Genomic DNA, 14,665 nt, shown 5'->3' with positions numbered 1-14,665 from the left:
GAACAGCACTGTTTTTAATGAAATAAATTGATAATGTTAGAGTTGTACAGCGGATACGTTGGTTTAGAATTGATACAGAAAAGCATTGATATTCATACCGGCACCGACACTGGCAAATAATAATATATCCCCTGGATGAATAGATTGATTCGTTATTTTTCCTTTTAGAATTAAATCAAAAAGTGTAGGAATGGTGGCTACGCTACTGTTTCCAAGTTTTTGTATGCTCATAGGCATTATACCATCAGGAGCTTCCCGATCATAGAGTTCATAAAATCGTTTTACGATGGCTTCGTCCATTTTTTCATTTGCTTGATGGATGAGAATTTTTTTAACCTCAGAAATGTCAACGTTAGCTTGATCCAGACATCTTTTCATTGCCTTGGGAACGTTGGTTAAAGCAAATTCATATATTTTACGGCCATACATTTTGATATATTTAGTCGTATCGTTTGATGTAGTATCATAGGTGTTTCCGAAGTATAAAAAATTAGCCTCTTCATAGGTGTAAGATGCACTTGCAGAAGATATAATTCCTCCAGTATTTTCTGTGATTTCTATAATAGAGGCTCCAGATCCATCAGAGTAAATCATGGAATCTCGGTCGTGTTTATCAATGACACGAGATAAAGTTTCTGCACCGATTATCAGACACTTTTTTGCCATACCACTTTTTATAAAAGAAACTGCCTGTATAATTCCTTCTATCCAACCGGGACACCCGAACAGTACATCATAAGCTACACAATATGGATTCTTTATTTTTAAAAGATGTTTTACTCTAGTAGCCAGACTAGGCACGGTATCAGCTTGTGATGAATTTTTAGTAACGTCTCCGAAGTTGTGAGCAACAATAATATAATCTAAGGTTTCTGGGTCTATACCAGAGTCAGCAATGGCTTTTTGGGCAGAAAGAAAAGCAATATCCGAGGTGTTTAATGTAGAAGAAGCATATCTACGCTCTTCAATACCTGTAATTTTTTGGAATTTATCTATAACAACGGAAGAAGGATGTCTGATTTGACTACCATCAGTGTTAAGGAATTGATGGTTTTCAAAATCTTCATTTCGTATAATTTCTGTAGGAATATAGCTTCCTGTACCGGTTATTTTGATATTCATTTTCCCTTTTCTTTTTTGCAGTAGGGAAGGTAGTTATTAAAAACCACTTTATTATGCTTGCATAATAAATTTTACGACGGCTAAGTTTTTGTAGCTATTGTAAGAAGTAATAAGGGAGGATCATTTTTTTTGAGTTTTTAGTTGTATTACGGTAGCGATTGATAAGGCTCGGGTTTTCATTAATTCTGCCTTGATTCCACTAAAGTTGTTGTCCACCGTTGTGGTAAATAATGCTAACCAGGTATCAAAATGGATTTTTTCTAGTATCTTTTTTTGATGCAGATTTTGGTGAATCTGCAATACATTCTTTTTGTAGTTGCCCGTATAAAATAGTTGTTGTTCCCAGAAATCAGTTATATGCGGGATGTGATCTTTCAGGTTAATTTGGGCTATTTCTGTAAAGAACAAGCCAATAGTAGGGTTTTTCAATGCCTTTTTATAAAACGCCCATATTAAATATTCAATATCCTCACGGTTGGTTATGTCTTTTAAATTATCCTTGTCCAAAAATACCTTGATTTACATTAATGTATAAATGCAAAATTACAAGGTATTCGGGCAAGTACTTTGGTTTTGGGTTATAATTTTTGTTTAGAGACAATAAGATCTCGCAATTCTTGTTGTTTTTCTTTTTCGATCATTTTTTGATGGGCATAGGCAAAAATTGCATTTTCCACGACCTCATTTTCTCTTTCTCCTGATAGAATATAGGAGATACTCGTTTTGGAATATGATTTTTTACTAGGGCTTAAAATCTTGTTCTGGTTTAAGTAGGCTTGTATTTTCTTTACATGCTTACTTCCTATGACCTTTAAGATCGCGGTACGTTCTTCAGGTGTGATCATAAATAAGTTGGCTAATATTGTTGGTATAAGTATCTTTGTGAATGTAGTGTTATCGTTTTGTTATGCAATATTATATAAAATATTAGATATACACAAATAATAGTCAATATTTTGGATAAAAAAGATAAAATTTTAGATAGAGTTATTGTATTTTCGGCCCATTTAGGAATTAGTCTTAGAAGTTTTAGTCTCTCCATTGGTGCGAGTGCTGGGTATTTACATAGATTACAATCAGCCAATAGTAATATTGGAGGAGACTTTATAGAAAAGGTTATACAATTGTATACAGATATTAATCCTACCTGGTTGGTTACCGGAGAGGGAAATATGCTTAAGGAAGGTCATCTTGTCGAAGAATCTCAGGTCATTTATGGCGATAAAGATTACTTCAAACAAGCTTTACTAAGATATCTAGATGATCAGGATATTAGGGATAAACTTGCAGAAATAAAAAAGAAAGAGGAGCTCGACATAGATTGAGAATCTCCCCTATTTTATACAAAAATCACAATATTTCTTTTGCTTCTGCGGCAGCCTTAAGAATTACTTTTACCACAACGATACTGTTCAGAAACTTCTTTCCATCTTTTCTTTTAATGGTAATATGCGTTTTTCCTTCTATTTCTTCTTTATTGGTAACAACTACTTGAACTCCTTCTAATTTTCTGAAATTAGTGGTTCCTCCCTTTTTGATGATAAAATTTAAACGAGGGAACAGGATGTATTGATACGTCTGCGCTGATGGAGCTCCTAAGGTAATAATATCGCCAATGGATATAGTCTCTGAGGATAAAACTTTCGAATCTTGAGCATTCATCGTAACGATCGATAAAAATGCTATAAATACTAGATTTTTCATAGATGTGTAATTTTTATGGAATGATGTGTGTCCTAAATTTACCAATATTTGATTAACTACAAAACACAAAATTTGGTTAAATAATAGTTAATGTATTAAATATTGATAGTAATACTATTACTTTTGAACAAAATAGTTTTAATAATGAAATTTATACTTCAAGACTTAAAAGTTAATATCAACAATAATATATATCTGAAGGATCCGGAATCCTCGACTTTAGGAAAAAAAATTATAGAGTTTAGTATCCTATTAATTGATGAGATAGGCTTTGATAGTTTCACTTTTAAAAAACTGGGCGAAAAAATTGGATCTAATGAAAGTTCGATTTATAGATATTTCGAAAATAAACATAAATTACTTTTATACCTTACTTCTTGGTATTGGGGATGGTTAGAATACCAATTGGTATTTACAACTAATAGTATTTCTGATGCGAAAGAAAAACTAAATAAAGCGATAGAAATTATTACACGTGCAACAAAAGAAGATTCTTCTTTTTCTCATATTAATGAGGTGTTACTAAACAAAATTGTTATTAATGAATATTCTAAATCATATTTGACTAAAGAGGTCGATAATGAAAACAAAGAAGGATATTTTTCTATATATAAAAGGCTGGTAAATCGGATAAAGGATATGATTATGGAAGTTGATAATCATTATAAATATCCCACCAGTTTGGCAAGTACAGTGACCGAAGGATCTTTGCATCAGCATTTTCTAAAGGATCATTTTTCTTCATTAACCGATTGTGATGAGAAGATCACACCCACTACATACTTTATTAACCTAGTATTTAATTCTTTAAATAACCAAAAGAATGGCTAAAAACATATTGACTGCTTGGCAGCGTCTGATGGGACTCTTAAAACTTGATAAAAGAGATATCCTCCAAATATTTTATTATGCAATTTTTGCGGGATTGGTAAGTTTATCGCTTCCTTTAGGGATACAAGCGATTATCAATTTATTGCAAGGAGCTCAGGTGAGTACATCTTGGATAATTCTGGTAATTTTAGTTACCGCAGGTGTCTTATTTGTTGGGATACTTCAGTTTATGCAAATTAGAATTATTGAAAATGTACAGCAGAAGATCTTTACCAGAGCTTCTTTTGAGTTTACGTATCGATTTCCTAAAATCAAGATGAGTGAATTACGTAATTATTATCCACCAGAACTGGCAAATCGTTTTTTTGATACGCTAACAATTCAAAAGGGATTATCTAAAATATTAGTGGATTTCCCTACCGCTTTAGTACAAATCATTTTTGGACTCTTACTTTTATCTTTTTATCATCCATTCTTTATTATTTATGGTTTGTTGTTATTGGTATTAATCTATATCGTATTTAAATACACAGCAACCAAAGGATTGGAGACAAGTCTAAGTGAATCCAAAAGTAAATATAAAGTAGCGCATTGGATTCAGGAGGTAGCACGATCTATTGTAAGTTTTAAGTTGTCTGGTAGAACGAGTCTGGCGTTAAATAAGAATGATGCTTTGGTAGCCGATTATCTGGATTCTAGAGAGAGTCATTTTAGAATATTGGTGATACAATTTATTCAGATGATTGGTTTTAAGGTGCTGGTAACAGCGGGACTTTTATTAATAGGTGGAGTACTGGTTTTAAATCAACAGATGAATATAGGTCAGTTTGTAGCAGCAGAGATTATTATTTTACTAGTGATTAGTTCTGTAGAAAAATTGATTGTAGGGCTCGAATCATTTTATGATGTACTAACTTCTTTAGAAAAAATAGGGCAAGTTGTCGATAAAGAATTAGAACCTCAGGAAGGAGAAAAACCCTTTAAAGAAGATGAAGGATTTGTAATAGAACTAGATCAGGTTTCTTATTCAGTTCCAGATAGAGACAAAAAAATCATAGATAATATTTCTTTAACGATATCAGAGACTTGTACCATATTAATACAAGGATCTAATGGCTCTGGTAAGACAACTCTTTTACGATTGATGGCAGGGTTACTAGAACCAGACAGTGGTAGTATTTATATCAATAATGTTTCACTAAAAGGAGTAAACCTTAATTACTATAGAGGGTATTTAGGACAGTCGCTTACAGAAGAATCTCCTTTTGAAGGAACTATTTTGGAGAATATAACTTTTGGCGATAGCAATATTACCAGTGAACAGGTGTATTGGGCATTAGAGAAAGTAGGGCTACTTCAATTTGTAAAAGAACAACCAAAAGGATTACAAACCATGTTATATCCAGAAGGAAGACAAATACCATATACAATTGGTAAAAAGATTGTATTAGCTCGAGGTATTGTGAGAAAACCAAAATTACTGATTCTTAAAGACCCATTAGATCAATTTAATGGAGCAGAAGCTACAAGGATTATGGATTTTCTTGCAGATCCAGAAAATCCTTGGGCATTAGTTGTAGTTAGTGAGAATAATAAATGGTCATCACGCTGTAGTAGAATTATTACAATGGATAACGGAAAAATAGTAAGCGAAAAATAAAAGGTATGCTAAATATTTCAAATAACAAGCTAAACAAAACTGTGGATATTTTAGGATATAAAGCATCACAGAGGGTCTTTGGTAAGGAACATTATAAATATTTTAATCGATTTTTATTAACATTTACCATTATCGTTTTTATCATATTGTTTTTTCCTTGGACTCAAAACATTACGGGTAATGGGTTTGTAACTACCTTAACTCCAGGTCAACGACCGCAGACAATTCAATCTCCAATACCGGGTAGAATAGAGGAGTGGTATGTGCGAGAAGGAGATTACGTTAAAAAAGGGGATACGATCCTACGAATCTCTGAGGTTAAAAACGAATATTTTGACCCTAATCTAGTATCGAGAACAGGACAGCAGATCAAAGCAAAATCTATGTCGGTTACTTCGTATGGCGAAAAGGTCAAAGCATTAGGTAACCAAGCAGACGCACTAGTGCGAGAACGTGTGCTAAAATTACAACAAGCGAATAATAAGTTACTACAATCTCGATTAAAAGTGAAAAGTGATAGTATTGATCTGGAAGCTGCAAAAACTAATATTAGTATTGCAGAACGACAGTTCAAGCGTACTGAACAACTAGAACAAGAAGGACTGAAATCGCTTACAGATGTAGAGACAAAACGATTAAAACTACAAGAAACACAAGCTAAATTAATTTCGCAAGAGAATAAATTATTGGCCAGTGAGAATAATGTGATCAATGCACAGATAGAGATGAACCGTATCCAGGCAGAGTATGCAGAGAAAATATCAAAATCTCAAAGTGATCGTTTTACTGCGCAATCGGGTCAGTTTGATGCGGAGGCACAAGTAACCAAGTTAGAGAACGAATATACCAATTATGAGATGCGTAATGATTTATACTTCATAAAAGCACCACAAAATGGATACATTAATAAAGCGATCCAATCTGGTATTGGAGAAACCTTTAAAGAAGGAGATCAGTTAGTAGGGATTATGCCATCAGAATATGACATGGCAGTAGAAACCTTTGTAAGGCCTATAGATCTGCCTTTGGTACATATTGGCGAAGAAATAAGAGTACAGTTTGATGGTTGGCCGGCAATCATATTTAGTGGTTGGCCTAATGTATCCTACGGAACCTATGGAGGAAAAGTAGTTGCCGTAGAAACATTTATAAGTGCTAACGGAAAATATAGAGTGCTAATATCACCAGATCCTAATGACCACGAATGGCCAGACGGTGTACGTGTAGGATCAGGAGCGTATACGATTGCATTACTGGAGGATGTGCCGATCTGGTTCGAATTATGGCGCCAATTAAATGGTTTTCCACCTAATTATTATCAACCTGAAGGTAAAACAGCAACTGCCAAAAAGAAAAAATAACCTATGAACAAATACGTGTTGTACAGTTTTCTTTTTTTGACCACGGTGCTATGTGCACAGGAAGAAGATACCATTACGCTTAATTTTGAAGAATATCTGGGTTTTGTAAAGAAACATCATCCGGTAGCTAAACAAGCGGAGTTAAATATAAGTGTAGGAGAAGCAAATCTATTAAAATCCAGAGGTGGTTTTGATCCTAAAATAGAAGTGGATTATGATCGAAAAAAATTCAAAGGGTTAGAATATTATGATTTGCTGAATGCTACTTTCAAGGTGCCAACCTGGTATGGAATCGAGCTGAAAGCTAATTTCGAACAGAATGAAGGGGTTTTTCTTAATGAAGAAAGAACAGTGCCTGATGAAGGACTGTATAGTGCAGGAATATCGGTACCTATTGCACAGGGATTATTGATCAATGATCGTATGGCATCACTAAAAAAGGCACGATTATTTAGGGAACAAACCAAAGCAGATCGGGATCTTCTGGTCAATGAGATTTTATACGATGCATCATTAGCCTATTTTGATTGGTTAGAAGCATTTAATGAAAAAGAAATCTATCAGAATTTTCTAACCAATGCTAGAGCACGTTTCCAAGGTGTAAAGAAGAGTGCCTTAGCAGGAGATAAAGCGATTATTGATACGGTCGAGGCAAAAATTACGGTACAGAATCGTCAGTTAAGCTTAGAACAGGCAAAGGTAAAATTGATGAAAGCCAGCTTAGATCTTTCTAATTATCTGTGGATTGGTAACAATATTCCTGTAGAGTTACAGCCTAATGTGATTCCAGATAATGAGGTAGATGCAGTTATTGATCAGACATTACAAATACAGCAAGCCTTGTTTACAGAAGTAGACTTGGTAAACCATCCTAAACTAAGATCACTTAACTATAAAATAGAAGGACTAGAGATAGATCGTAGACTCAAAGCCAATAAGTTGCTGCCTAAAATTAATCTGGAGTACAATTTCCTAACAGCTTCACCAGAAATAGGTAATTCCTTTAATACGGCAGATTATAAAGGAGGAGTTAGCTTTCAGTTTCCATTATTTTTGCGAAAAGAGCGTGGTGCGGTAAAACTAGCTAAATATAAGATCCAGGATGGGCAGTATGAATTGGCCAGTGTACAATTGCAAATAGAAAATAAAGTAAATGCCATTTATAACGAGTTAGAATCCTTTAAAACTCAAAATAATTTAATCGCCAATATTGTAAATGATTATACCACTTTATTACAAGCAGAGGAGCGTAAATTTAGTTTTGGTGAGAGTTCATTGTTTTTGATCAATTCACGAGAAAGTAAATTGATTGATGCAGAGTTAAAAAGTAATAAATTGCAGAATAAGTATTTTGGTACGAAAGCAAAGTTATTTAAGAACCTAGCCGTCAATCCAGAGAATCTGTAATCTTATTTATATTTCTTCTTTTTTGTAATAAAAAATCATCAAGCTGTCATTCTGCTGTATAGCAGTATCCAGAATAATGGTAACATGTTTATAGTGAATTCCGGCCTCCGCTGGAATGACAAAAAAAGATAATACCGGTAAATTCAAATGATAACTGATATAAGCCCTTCGACTACATTTCGGTTTCGCTCGGTGTGAACGCTCCAGGCTCTGGGCAGGCATATAAACGGTCGAGCTCGAAGGGTTTCTCTCACCCGCATAAGCCTTCTAGCTTTTAGAGAACTCCTGGTTAGTATTAAAACAATCCTTCGCAGGGTCACTTTATGACCTCTAACCCCTAAAATTAGGGGTAATTACCTTCTATAATGGGCTCCCAGCCCTAATTTCTGGCCATAGTGTCTTCATTTTTGGCCTTAGAGACTTTACCAAACTCCTTCTACCTATTAAATCAATGCTTCGAACTACCTTCTCGATGGCTAAAGGGTATGTCACTAAGGGGTTAATGCCTAAAATACCGGGTATTGGGTATTGAGATCATATAATTTGCAGGGTAGTTTTACATCAGAAATTAATTCAATACTATGGATACGAATAATTACCTAATTTTTTCTGCATTGACATATAAACTGGTATGTCTAGCAGTAGGAGGACTTGCTGTTTATCTTGGATACAGATTGTTTTCTAAAGGGATATGGGGACAGTCAGGAGATTTACAAGCCAAGTTTAGTGATACTAGATTGGTGCTAAAGAATGGGGCTCCAGGAACCTTTTTTGCTGTGATGGGAGCAGTGATTATTTGTGCGACCATAATGAGTGGATTTAAAGGAAAAAATGAAATCTCTGGTAATAGTGCTGTCTTGCAAACTGATACACAGTTAAACAAACCACAAAAAGAAGTCAATAAACCACCATTAGATTAATAGATATGAAAACAAAGACTATAACTCTAGCAGTATTCCTTACCCTATTATCAGTATCGACATCTGCACAAATAGAACGAAAAGACCTATATGTTATAGGAAAAGAATTTTATGAGAATGATAATTTTAAGGAAGCTGTTGTGTACCTGTTTGCTTATAGAGAAATAAATTTAGAGTATCTAAAAACAAATGCATTAGAAGATCTCGGAAAAATAAATGCTGCATTAGACCATTGTAGAGAGAATATACGAAATGAATCTTCGATTACTTTTATGGTGACTTCCGATATGCAGGCAGCTATACCCTACAACACTACGATTAACATAGAAGGCAAAATGTATAAAATACAAAACCTTCAGCCTAATGTAAGTGCACCGTTGCTTATAGAGCAATAACACTTCAGATAATACTTAAAAACTTATCATAAACAGGAGTAACACATCAATGAATTTCTTAATTATTATAGGATGGGTTGTGATATGTTCTGTCTAAAAATAATAGTAATTAAAATAAATAAAGTATGAGTCAACAGAATGAAAAAATCGAAAAGATGATTCGCGTCATCAGAGAAAAATTTGAAAGTCGAATTAACGAAATTAAAAAGAGAGGAACTAAAAAAATAAATCAAATTAGTGATGAAACTCCGGATCCATCAGGTTTAGAAGCAAGCTTAGATGTTATTTTTGATGTTAAATGGAAAACAACCTCTATAAAATTTGATGTACCACAATTCAGTATGAAGCTGGAGTCTATAAAATTTGATATTCCAGAGGTTAAAATGAAATTAGAATCTATAAAGTTTGATGTTCCGAGAACTCGAATGAAGATGAGGTGTGTGGCTAAAAATCCAATAGGTGGCGGTTGTTTGTTAAAGACCAAAATACCAGAGGTATATATGCATACTATAGAAATCAAAACAGATATTCCTCAGATTCATTCTAAACGAGTAGAGGTGAAGTTACACCTCCCTGAGGTAAGGATGGAAACAACAGAAATCAAACTAGATCTTCCACAGTTTTATTTGAAGCGTCTTAGTGGTGAGTTGCAGAACCAAGAAAGAGATGTACAGGAAGTTTCTAATGAAATGACTTCAGAGATTACGAAAGCAGAAGCTGATCTTAAAATTGAAATACAAAAAAATCTGTCTACTGAAATCGAAGCATTATTCTCTGAAATGCTAGAAGAGATAATAAAAAAGAGAGAAGATATTGCTACGAAGTATGATGAAGCCATTGCTAAAACAAAATCATCTATTAAAACACTGAAAGAAAATAATGCGACCGCAGAGGTTCAAAAATTAGAATCTCAATTAGGAAAAATGGTCAATGAATATATTGTAATACTCAAAGATCTAGATAATGCAATTGAACAAATTCATTCTCAGAAAAGAGATACATTACTATCATTAAAAATCGTGTGAAAATTGATATAGCAGTAAATGCTCACCTTATTTAAGTAGTTGGGGGAAACAAAAAAAACAGGTACTATTACCTGTTTTTTTCGTGTAGAGGAAGCAGTACTTTGCAAAAATAAAATACATTTGTAACAAGAGAATTTTCCCCGATATGTCAACCATGTTTCCTGTGATGATACAACAAATTGTAAATGAAAGTAGTACGGATGCGATTCCCAATCCTGCTCGCTCTGGTTATTTGTGTGTGCCTACTGATTTTTTATCGGGATTGATCCGATTTGTGTCTATGATGCAAGTAATAAAGATCGGTGTCGGTAGTGAAATTGCAGCCATAAAAAATGATTTAGAAATAGCCAATCAGTCACCATTTATTACACAATCCGATGATCGATTGTATAAACTAATGGTGGGTGCTATAGAACGTATAGTTACTATTTGTACCACAGAAGGAGAACGCGCAGCATCAGCAGGAGAGAAGAAATTAGCAGAAACCTATGCCTGGTGTATCGCAGGATGCCAATTGTTTTTAGAATACTCTAAATCTATAGAGTAACATACTGAGCCCTTCGATTGCGTTCAGGACTAGACTGTTGAAGTATGCAACTCAAAAAATATGGTACGCTGAGCCCTTCGGCTCAGGACATGCATGTCGAAGTGAAACCAGAATCCAAAAGTAATAAGATGTCACAACACATACCGTAACGTTACGAACATTTGAGGAGCGTCCTGCGAAAAACAAAAAATGGAGATATATAAAAGGATTATTGAAATAATTGATGTGAATCTGATTTTCTGTCTGATTCCAATAATTCTGACTTTAATTTTTGTAAAACTAATTTTCAAAAACCGATTTGAAACAAAAAAAGTGCTGAATTTAGTTTGCTTGACAATTATTTCCTACACATTAATTACTTGGACTTTTTATTTAATTGGAATGGTAACTACTGAAAATCCTGAGGAATATGCACTCTTGAATAGAGCAACTGGACCTTATGCTTGGGCATATTGGATAATGTTCTTATCTGCTTTAATTTTACCGTTGACTTTATTAATTAAAAAATTAGCATCAAAATTTTGGTATGTACTTTTAGTTGCATTCGGAATGAAAAGCGGAATGTATTTTGAGCGTTTTGTGATAATTGTGACTAGTTTTCATCGAGATTATTTGCCGAATAATGTAGGCACAGAATTTGATAATAGAAATGTTGAATTAATAGACTTATTCTCATTCGGAATTGGAATGACTTTTCTGCAAGGAATTATAATTACAATTTTGACTTTAGGAATATTTGAAATAATAAAAAGAAAAAAACTACACATAACAAAGGTAACCGTTGAACAAGCCTCTAAAAAATGAAAATTGATTAAAAACCAATGTTCTAAGCTCTTCTTTTTTTAAGTAAATACATATGCTCTAAACGGCTTATTTGATGGTTTAGAATGGGTTTTAATCGAAAAACAAAGGTAAAACATACTTCATGACTTACTGGCGTTTTCTTTATGAATTTCCAGTATTTCTTCAGGTTATAAGCAATAGCTGCCATAAGCATACACTTATTTGCATTTCGGATTCCTAATGTATTGACTTTTCGCAGGGCCATAAATCTTTTTGAAGTACCGAATACTGGTTCTACTATACTTTGTCTTTTGGTTTTCATATACCGTACCCGATCCCTCGGATATGATAGCGCGGAATTGCTTTCCGTGCCAAGTATGAGTAAGATTTCAGAATGATGTTATTAAATAATTAGTAAATCTGCGCTATCTGGTTTTGGCTTTATGCACAAAAAAGATAAAATAAAAAGTTTTGGCTAAGTGCTTAATCGAAAGTTCACTACTTTTAATTCCTGTACTAACCATAGTCTTAACGTTAGCAAACATTTTAGCAGTAATGAATAAATTTTTCTCAATTTTCTTAATCATTCTAACATTTTTTAGTTGTAAAAACAACACTATTTCATATTTCGACGAAGAACCTCCTTCTACAATTCCTAAATTATTTGCACCATCAATTGTTAATACTGGAAATATCGAACTTAATGTAGTTTTTAATTATGACAATACAGAAATGTTCTTTTCAAGAATTGTTGACAACAGTTTTGTTATTCACCATTCTGAATTAATCAATGGCAAGTGGTCTGACATTAAACCCATTAAATTATATGACGATAATGTCTTATTTTCAGTTGCTTGCGACCCCACAATTACAAAAGATGGAAAGACAATGTATTTTCTCGGTGTAGATCCTAAGCTTTATAAAAATGATGTTACCAGAGAAGAACTTTACACAATACCACCAGACATTTATGAGAGTAAAAAAGTGGACGGTAAATGGGAATTAGCCTCTAAAGTGGATTTTTTGGTTTCCACCGAATATTTAGAAACCTATCCTGTTGTTACAGCAGATGGGAGTTTATATTTTCGCTCAAATAGACCAAGTGATGAAGGTGGAATGAACACATATCGTGCACAATATTTAGGAAATGAAAAATTTGAAACACCGGTTATCATTAACACTAAGACAGAAAAAAAAGAACTAATAACTTATGTTTCACCAGATGAGCGGTATGCCATTACTAATGGCCAAGGTAAATTTCAAATAACGTTTAATGATAATGGTGAATGGACAAAACCGAAAGAAATACCATTAAAATATGAAAGTAACTGGCGCTATTATTGTCCGTATATGTCTTCGGATAAAAAATATTTCATCTACTCTAGAAGATATAATAACCCTGAAAAAAAAGGATGGGCTGGTGTTGAAAAAGGAGAGGTTTATTGGGTAAACGCTGATGTACTCTTCAATGCAAAAACAGAATAAAACATTTGCTAAGCCGTGTATAACCCGATCGCTCGGATATGATAGCGCAGAAATGCTTTTCGTGCCGAGTATGAGTAAAGTTTCAGAATGATGTTATACATAACTAGTAAAACCGTACAGATAGCAAATCTGCGCTATCAGAATGTCTGATTATAAAAATTGGTACTTTAGCGTATATATTTCTGGATGCTTACGCTCTTCGTAAAAGGCATTGACTATAAAGAAGAGCTAAAACGTGAGATCCAAAATGTTACTATTAATAAAAGAATATGAAGCAAAAAGAACTATTAGAATTAACAGATCAAGAATTATTAGACGAAGCAAAAAAAATGAGAAAAGCATCCATCATTAATGCTTCCTTAATTGGATTTATGATTGGAATTATTATTTATAGTATTCTGAAAAACACTGTTGGACTTTTTACATTAATCCCCTTGTTTTTTATATTCAAGGTATTTCATAAACCAGAAAAAAATGCAGCATTGAAAAAACTTTTGAAAGAAAGAAATTTGAAATAAGAAATTACCCCCACAACGTTTCTGAATGATAATGTGCTGGTGTAACTTCATAACTTTTTATGGAGCACCTTTTTTCTAAAAAAAATACGCGTCTAATTTTCGGTTGCTATACGGATATGAGTATCGGTCCTTTGTATAAAAACAAAGGACAATGAATTTTAAAGAACTACATAATCAAAAAACACCTTTGCTACTAGGGAATGTTTGGGATGTACCTAGTACCAAAACAGCTGAGAAATTGGGGTTTCAAGCCATAGGAACATCGAGTGCTGCTATTGCCAGTCTTTTGGGATACCATGATGGTGAGGAAATGAGATTTTCAGAACTCGCATATTTTGTAAAACGAATTGCAGCCAATACCCATCTGCCAGTATCTGTAGATCTGGAATCTGGTTATAGTCGAGACCCAAAAATCATCGCCCAACATATCAAAGAACTTGTAGATTTTGGTGTCGTAGGAATCAATATAGAAGATAGTATTAGTACCGATACAAGAATATTATTAGATGCAGATGTATTTGCCAATACAATCATAGCGGTAAACAGCATACTTGCACAAGAAAATATTGATATCTTCTTAAATGTACGAACGGATGGATTTTTATTAGGAGACCCAAATCCCATAACAACAACCAAAAACCGAATCCAATTATATGAAGCCGCAGGTGCGGATGGGATTTTTACTCCCTGTATAGAACAGGAGTCAGATATCAAAGAAATTGTAACTTGTACACGGTTACCAGTTAATGTGATGTGCAGGCCAGATCTTCCGGATTTTGAGACGTTATCAAATTTAGGTGTACGACGGATTAGTATGGGTAATTTTCTTTTTGATAAGATGTATGGTCAGTTAGAAATTACTGCCAAAGAGGTTATAGAACAACAATCATTTCAATCCATTTTTTAA

Annotated in this window: 18 protein-coding genes; 13 read left to right on the top strand and 5 right to left on the bottom strand. The window is 33.7% G+C overall.

The annotated features are described in order from the left end of the window. Positions 1-63: 63 nt before the first annotated feature. From Q0921_RS14700 to Q0921_RS14690, 3 genes are all read right to left on the bottom strand, one after another. Positions 64-1,122 (bottom strand): 3-oxoacyl-ACP synthase III family protein, encoded by a 1,059-nt coding sequence (locus Q0921_RS14700; protein ID WP_299258094.1) that lies wholly within the window; start codon positions 1,120-1,122, stop codon positions 64-66. Between the two features lie 120 nt (positions 1,123-1,242). Further along, positions 1,243-1,629, bottom strand: coding sequence for a group III truncated hemoglobin (locus Q0921_RS14695; RefSeq protein WP_299258092.1), 387 nt, complete (start codon positions 1,627-1,629; stop codon positions 1,243-1,245). A gap of 71 nt (positions 1,630-1,700) precedes the next feature. Then, entirely contained in the window at positions 1,701-1,967 is a 267-nt protein-coding gene (locus Q0921_RS14690) for a recombinase family protein (RefSeq protein WP_299258090.1), read from the bottom strand. Between the two features lie 111 nt (positions 1,968-2,078). On the opposite strand from Q0921_RS14690, the gene Q0921_RS14685 reads away from it, so the two are divergent. Then, on the top strand, positions 2,079-2,447 hold the full coding sequence (locus tag Q0921_RS14685; protein WP_299258088.1) for a hypothetical protein: 369 nt from the start codon (positions 2,079-2,081) through the stop codon (positions 2,445-2,447). A 25-nt stretch (positions 2,448-2,472) separates the two neighbouring features. On the opposite strand, the gene Q0921_RS14680 is transcribed toward Q0921_RS14685, so the two are convergent. Then, a complete protein-coding gene (locus tag Q0921_RS14680) occupies positions 2,473-2,826 on the bottom strand; it encodes a hypothetical protein (RefSeq protein ID WP_299258087.1) in 354 nt (117 codons plus the stop codon). 144 nt (positions 2,827-2,970) lie between these two features. Between Q0921_RS14680 and Q0921_RS14675 the strand changes: the two genes are divergently transcribed. From Q0921_RS14675 to Q0921_RS14635, 9 genes are all read left to right on the top strand, one after another. Beyond that, positions 2,971-3,657 carry a TetR/AcrR family transcriptional regulator gene (locus Q0921_RS14675; protein WP_299258085.1) on the top strand — a complete coding sequence of 229 codons (687 nt, stop codon included), beginning with the start codon at positions 2,971-2,973 and terminating at the stop codon, positions 3,655-3,657. Next, positions 3,650-5,317, top strand: coding sequence for a peptidase domain-containing ABC transporter (locus tag Q0921_RS14670; protein WP_299258084.1), 1,668 nt, complete (start codon positions 3,650-3,652; stop codon positions 5,315-5,317). Before Q0921_RS14675 ends, Q0921_RS14670 begins: the two co-directional genes overlap by 8 nt. A gap of 5 nt (positions 5,318-5,322) precedes the next feature. Further along, on the top strand, positions 5,323-6,678 hold the full coding sequence (locus tag Q0921_RS14665; protein ID WP_299258083.1) for an HlyD family secretion protein: 1,356 nt from the start codon (positions 5,323-5,325) through the stop codon (positions 6,676-6,678). 3 nt (positions 6,679-6,681) lie between these two features. Next, positions 6,682-8,085 (top strand): TolC family protein, encoded by a 1,404-nt coding sequence (locus tag Q0921_RS14660; protein ID WP_299258081.1) that lies wholly within the window; start codon positions 6,682-6,684, stop codon positions 8,083-8,085. A 581-nt stretch (positions 8,086-8,666) separates the two neighbouring features. Next, positions 8,667-9,005 carry a hypothetical protein gene (locus Q0921_RS14655; RefSeq protein ID WP_299258079.1) on the top strand — a complete coding sequence of 113 codons (339 nt, stop codon included), beginning with the start codon at positions 8,667-8,669 and terminating at the stop codon, positions 9,003-9,005. 5 nt (positions 9,006-9,010) lie between these two features. After that, the gene (locus tag Q0921_RS14650) at positions 9,011-9,400 is read left to right on the top strand and encodes a hypothetical protein (RefSeq protein ID WP_299258077.1); all 390 of its coding nucleotides are present in this window, start codon (positions 9,011-9,013) and stop codon (positions 9,398-9,400) included. 125 nt (positions 9,401-9,525) lie between these two features. Continuing rightward, positions 9,526-10,425, top strand: a complete 900-nt coding sequence (locus Q0921_RS14645; protein ID WP_299258075.1) for a hypothetical protein — start codon at positions 9,526-9,528, stop codon at positions 10,423-10,425. Positions 10,426-10,588: 163 nt separating this feature from the next. Then, positions 10,589-10,972: a hypothetical protein gene (locus Q0921_RS14640; protein ID WP_299258073.1), complete on the top strand. Its 384-nt coding sequence runs from the start codon at positions 10,589-10,591 to the stop codon at positions 10,970-10,972. Between the two features lie 189 nt (positions 10,973-11,161). Then, entirely contained in the window at positions 11,162-11,776 is a 615-nt protein-coding gene (locus Q0921_RS14635; protein WP_299258071.1) for a hypothetical protein, read from the top strand. Positions 11,777-11,798: 22 nt separating this feature from the next. Here Q0921_RS14635 and Q0921_RS14630 read toward each other — a convergent pair whose 3' ends face one another. After that, the gene (locus Q0921_RS14630) at positions 11,799-12,077 is read right to left on the bottom strand and encodes a transposase (protein ID WP_299258069.1); all 279 of its coding nucleotides are present in this window, start codon (positions 12,075-12,077) and stop codon (positions 11,799-11,801) included. Between the two features lie 149 nt (positions 12,078-12,226). Between Q0921_RS14630 and Q0921_RS14625 the strand changes: the two genes are divergently transcribed. From Q0921_RS14625 to Q0921_RS14615, 3 genes are all read left to right on the top strand, one after another. Beyond that, complete coding sequence (locus tag Q0921_RS14625; protein WP_299258067.1) at positions 12,227-13,240, top strand: hypothetical protein; 1,014 nt, start codon at positions 12,227-12,229, stop codon at positions 13,238-13,240. A 269-nt stretch (positions 13,241-13,509) separates the two neighbouring features. Continuing rightward, on the top strand, positions 13,510-13,758 hold the full coding sequence (locus tag Q0921_RS14620) for an FUSC family protein (RefSeq protein ID WP_299258065.1): 249 nt from the start codon (positions 13,510-13,512) through the stop codon (positions 13,756-13,758). Positions 13,759-13,909: 151 nt separating this feature from the next. Then, positions 13,910-14,665 (top strand): isocitrate lyase/phosphoenolpyruvate mutase family protein, encoded by a 756-nt coding sequence (locus Q0921_RS14615; RefSeq protein WP_299258063.1) that lies wholly within the window; start codon positions 13,910-13,912, stop codon positions 14,663-14,665.

Source organism: uncultured Aquimarina sp. (genome assembly GCF_947496855.1).
Lineage (GTDB): Bacteria > Bacteroidota > Bacteroidia > Flavobacteriales > Flavobacteriaceae > Aquimarina.
The sequence above is the reverse complement of the archived record's forward strand: the minus strand, read 5'-3'. Positions and strand labels throughout refer to the sequence as shown.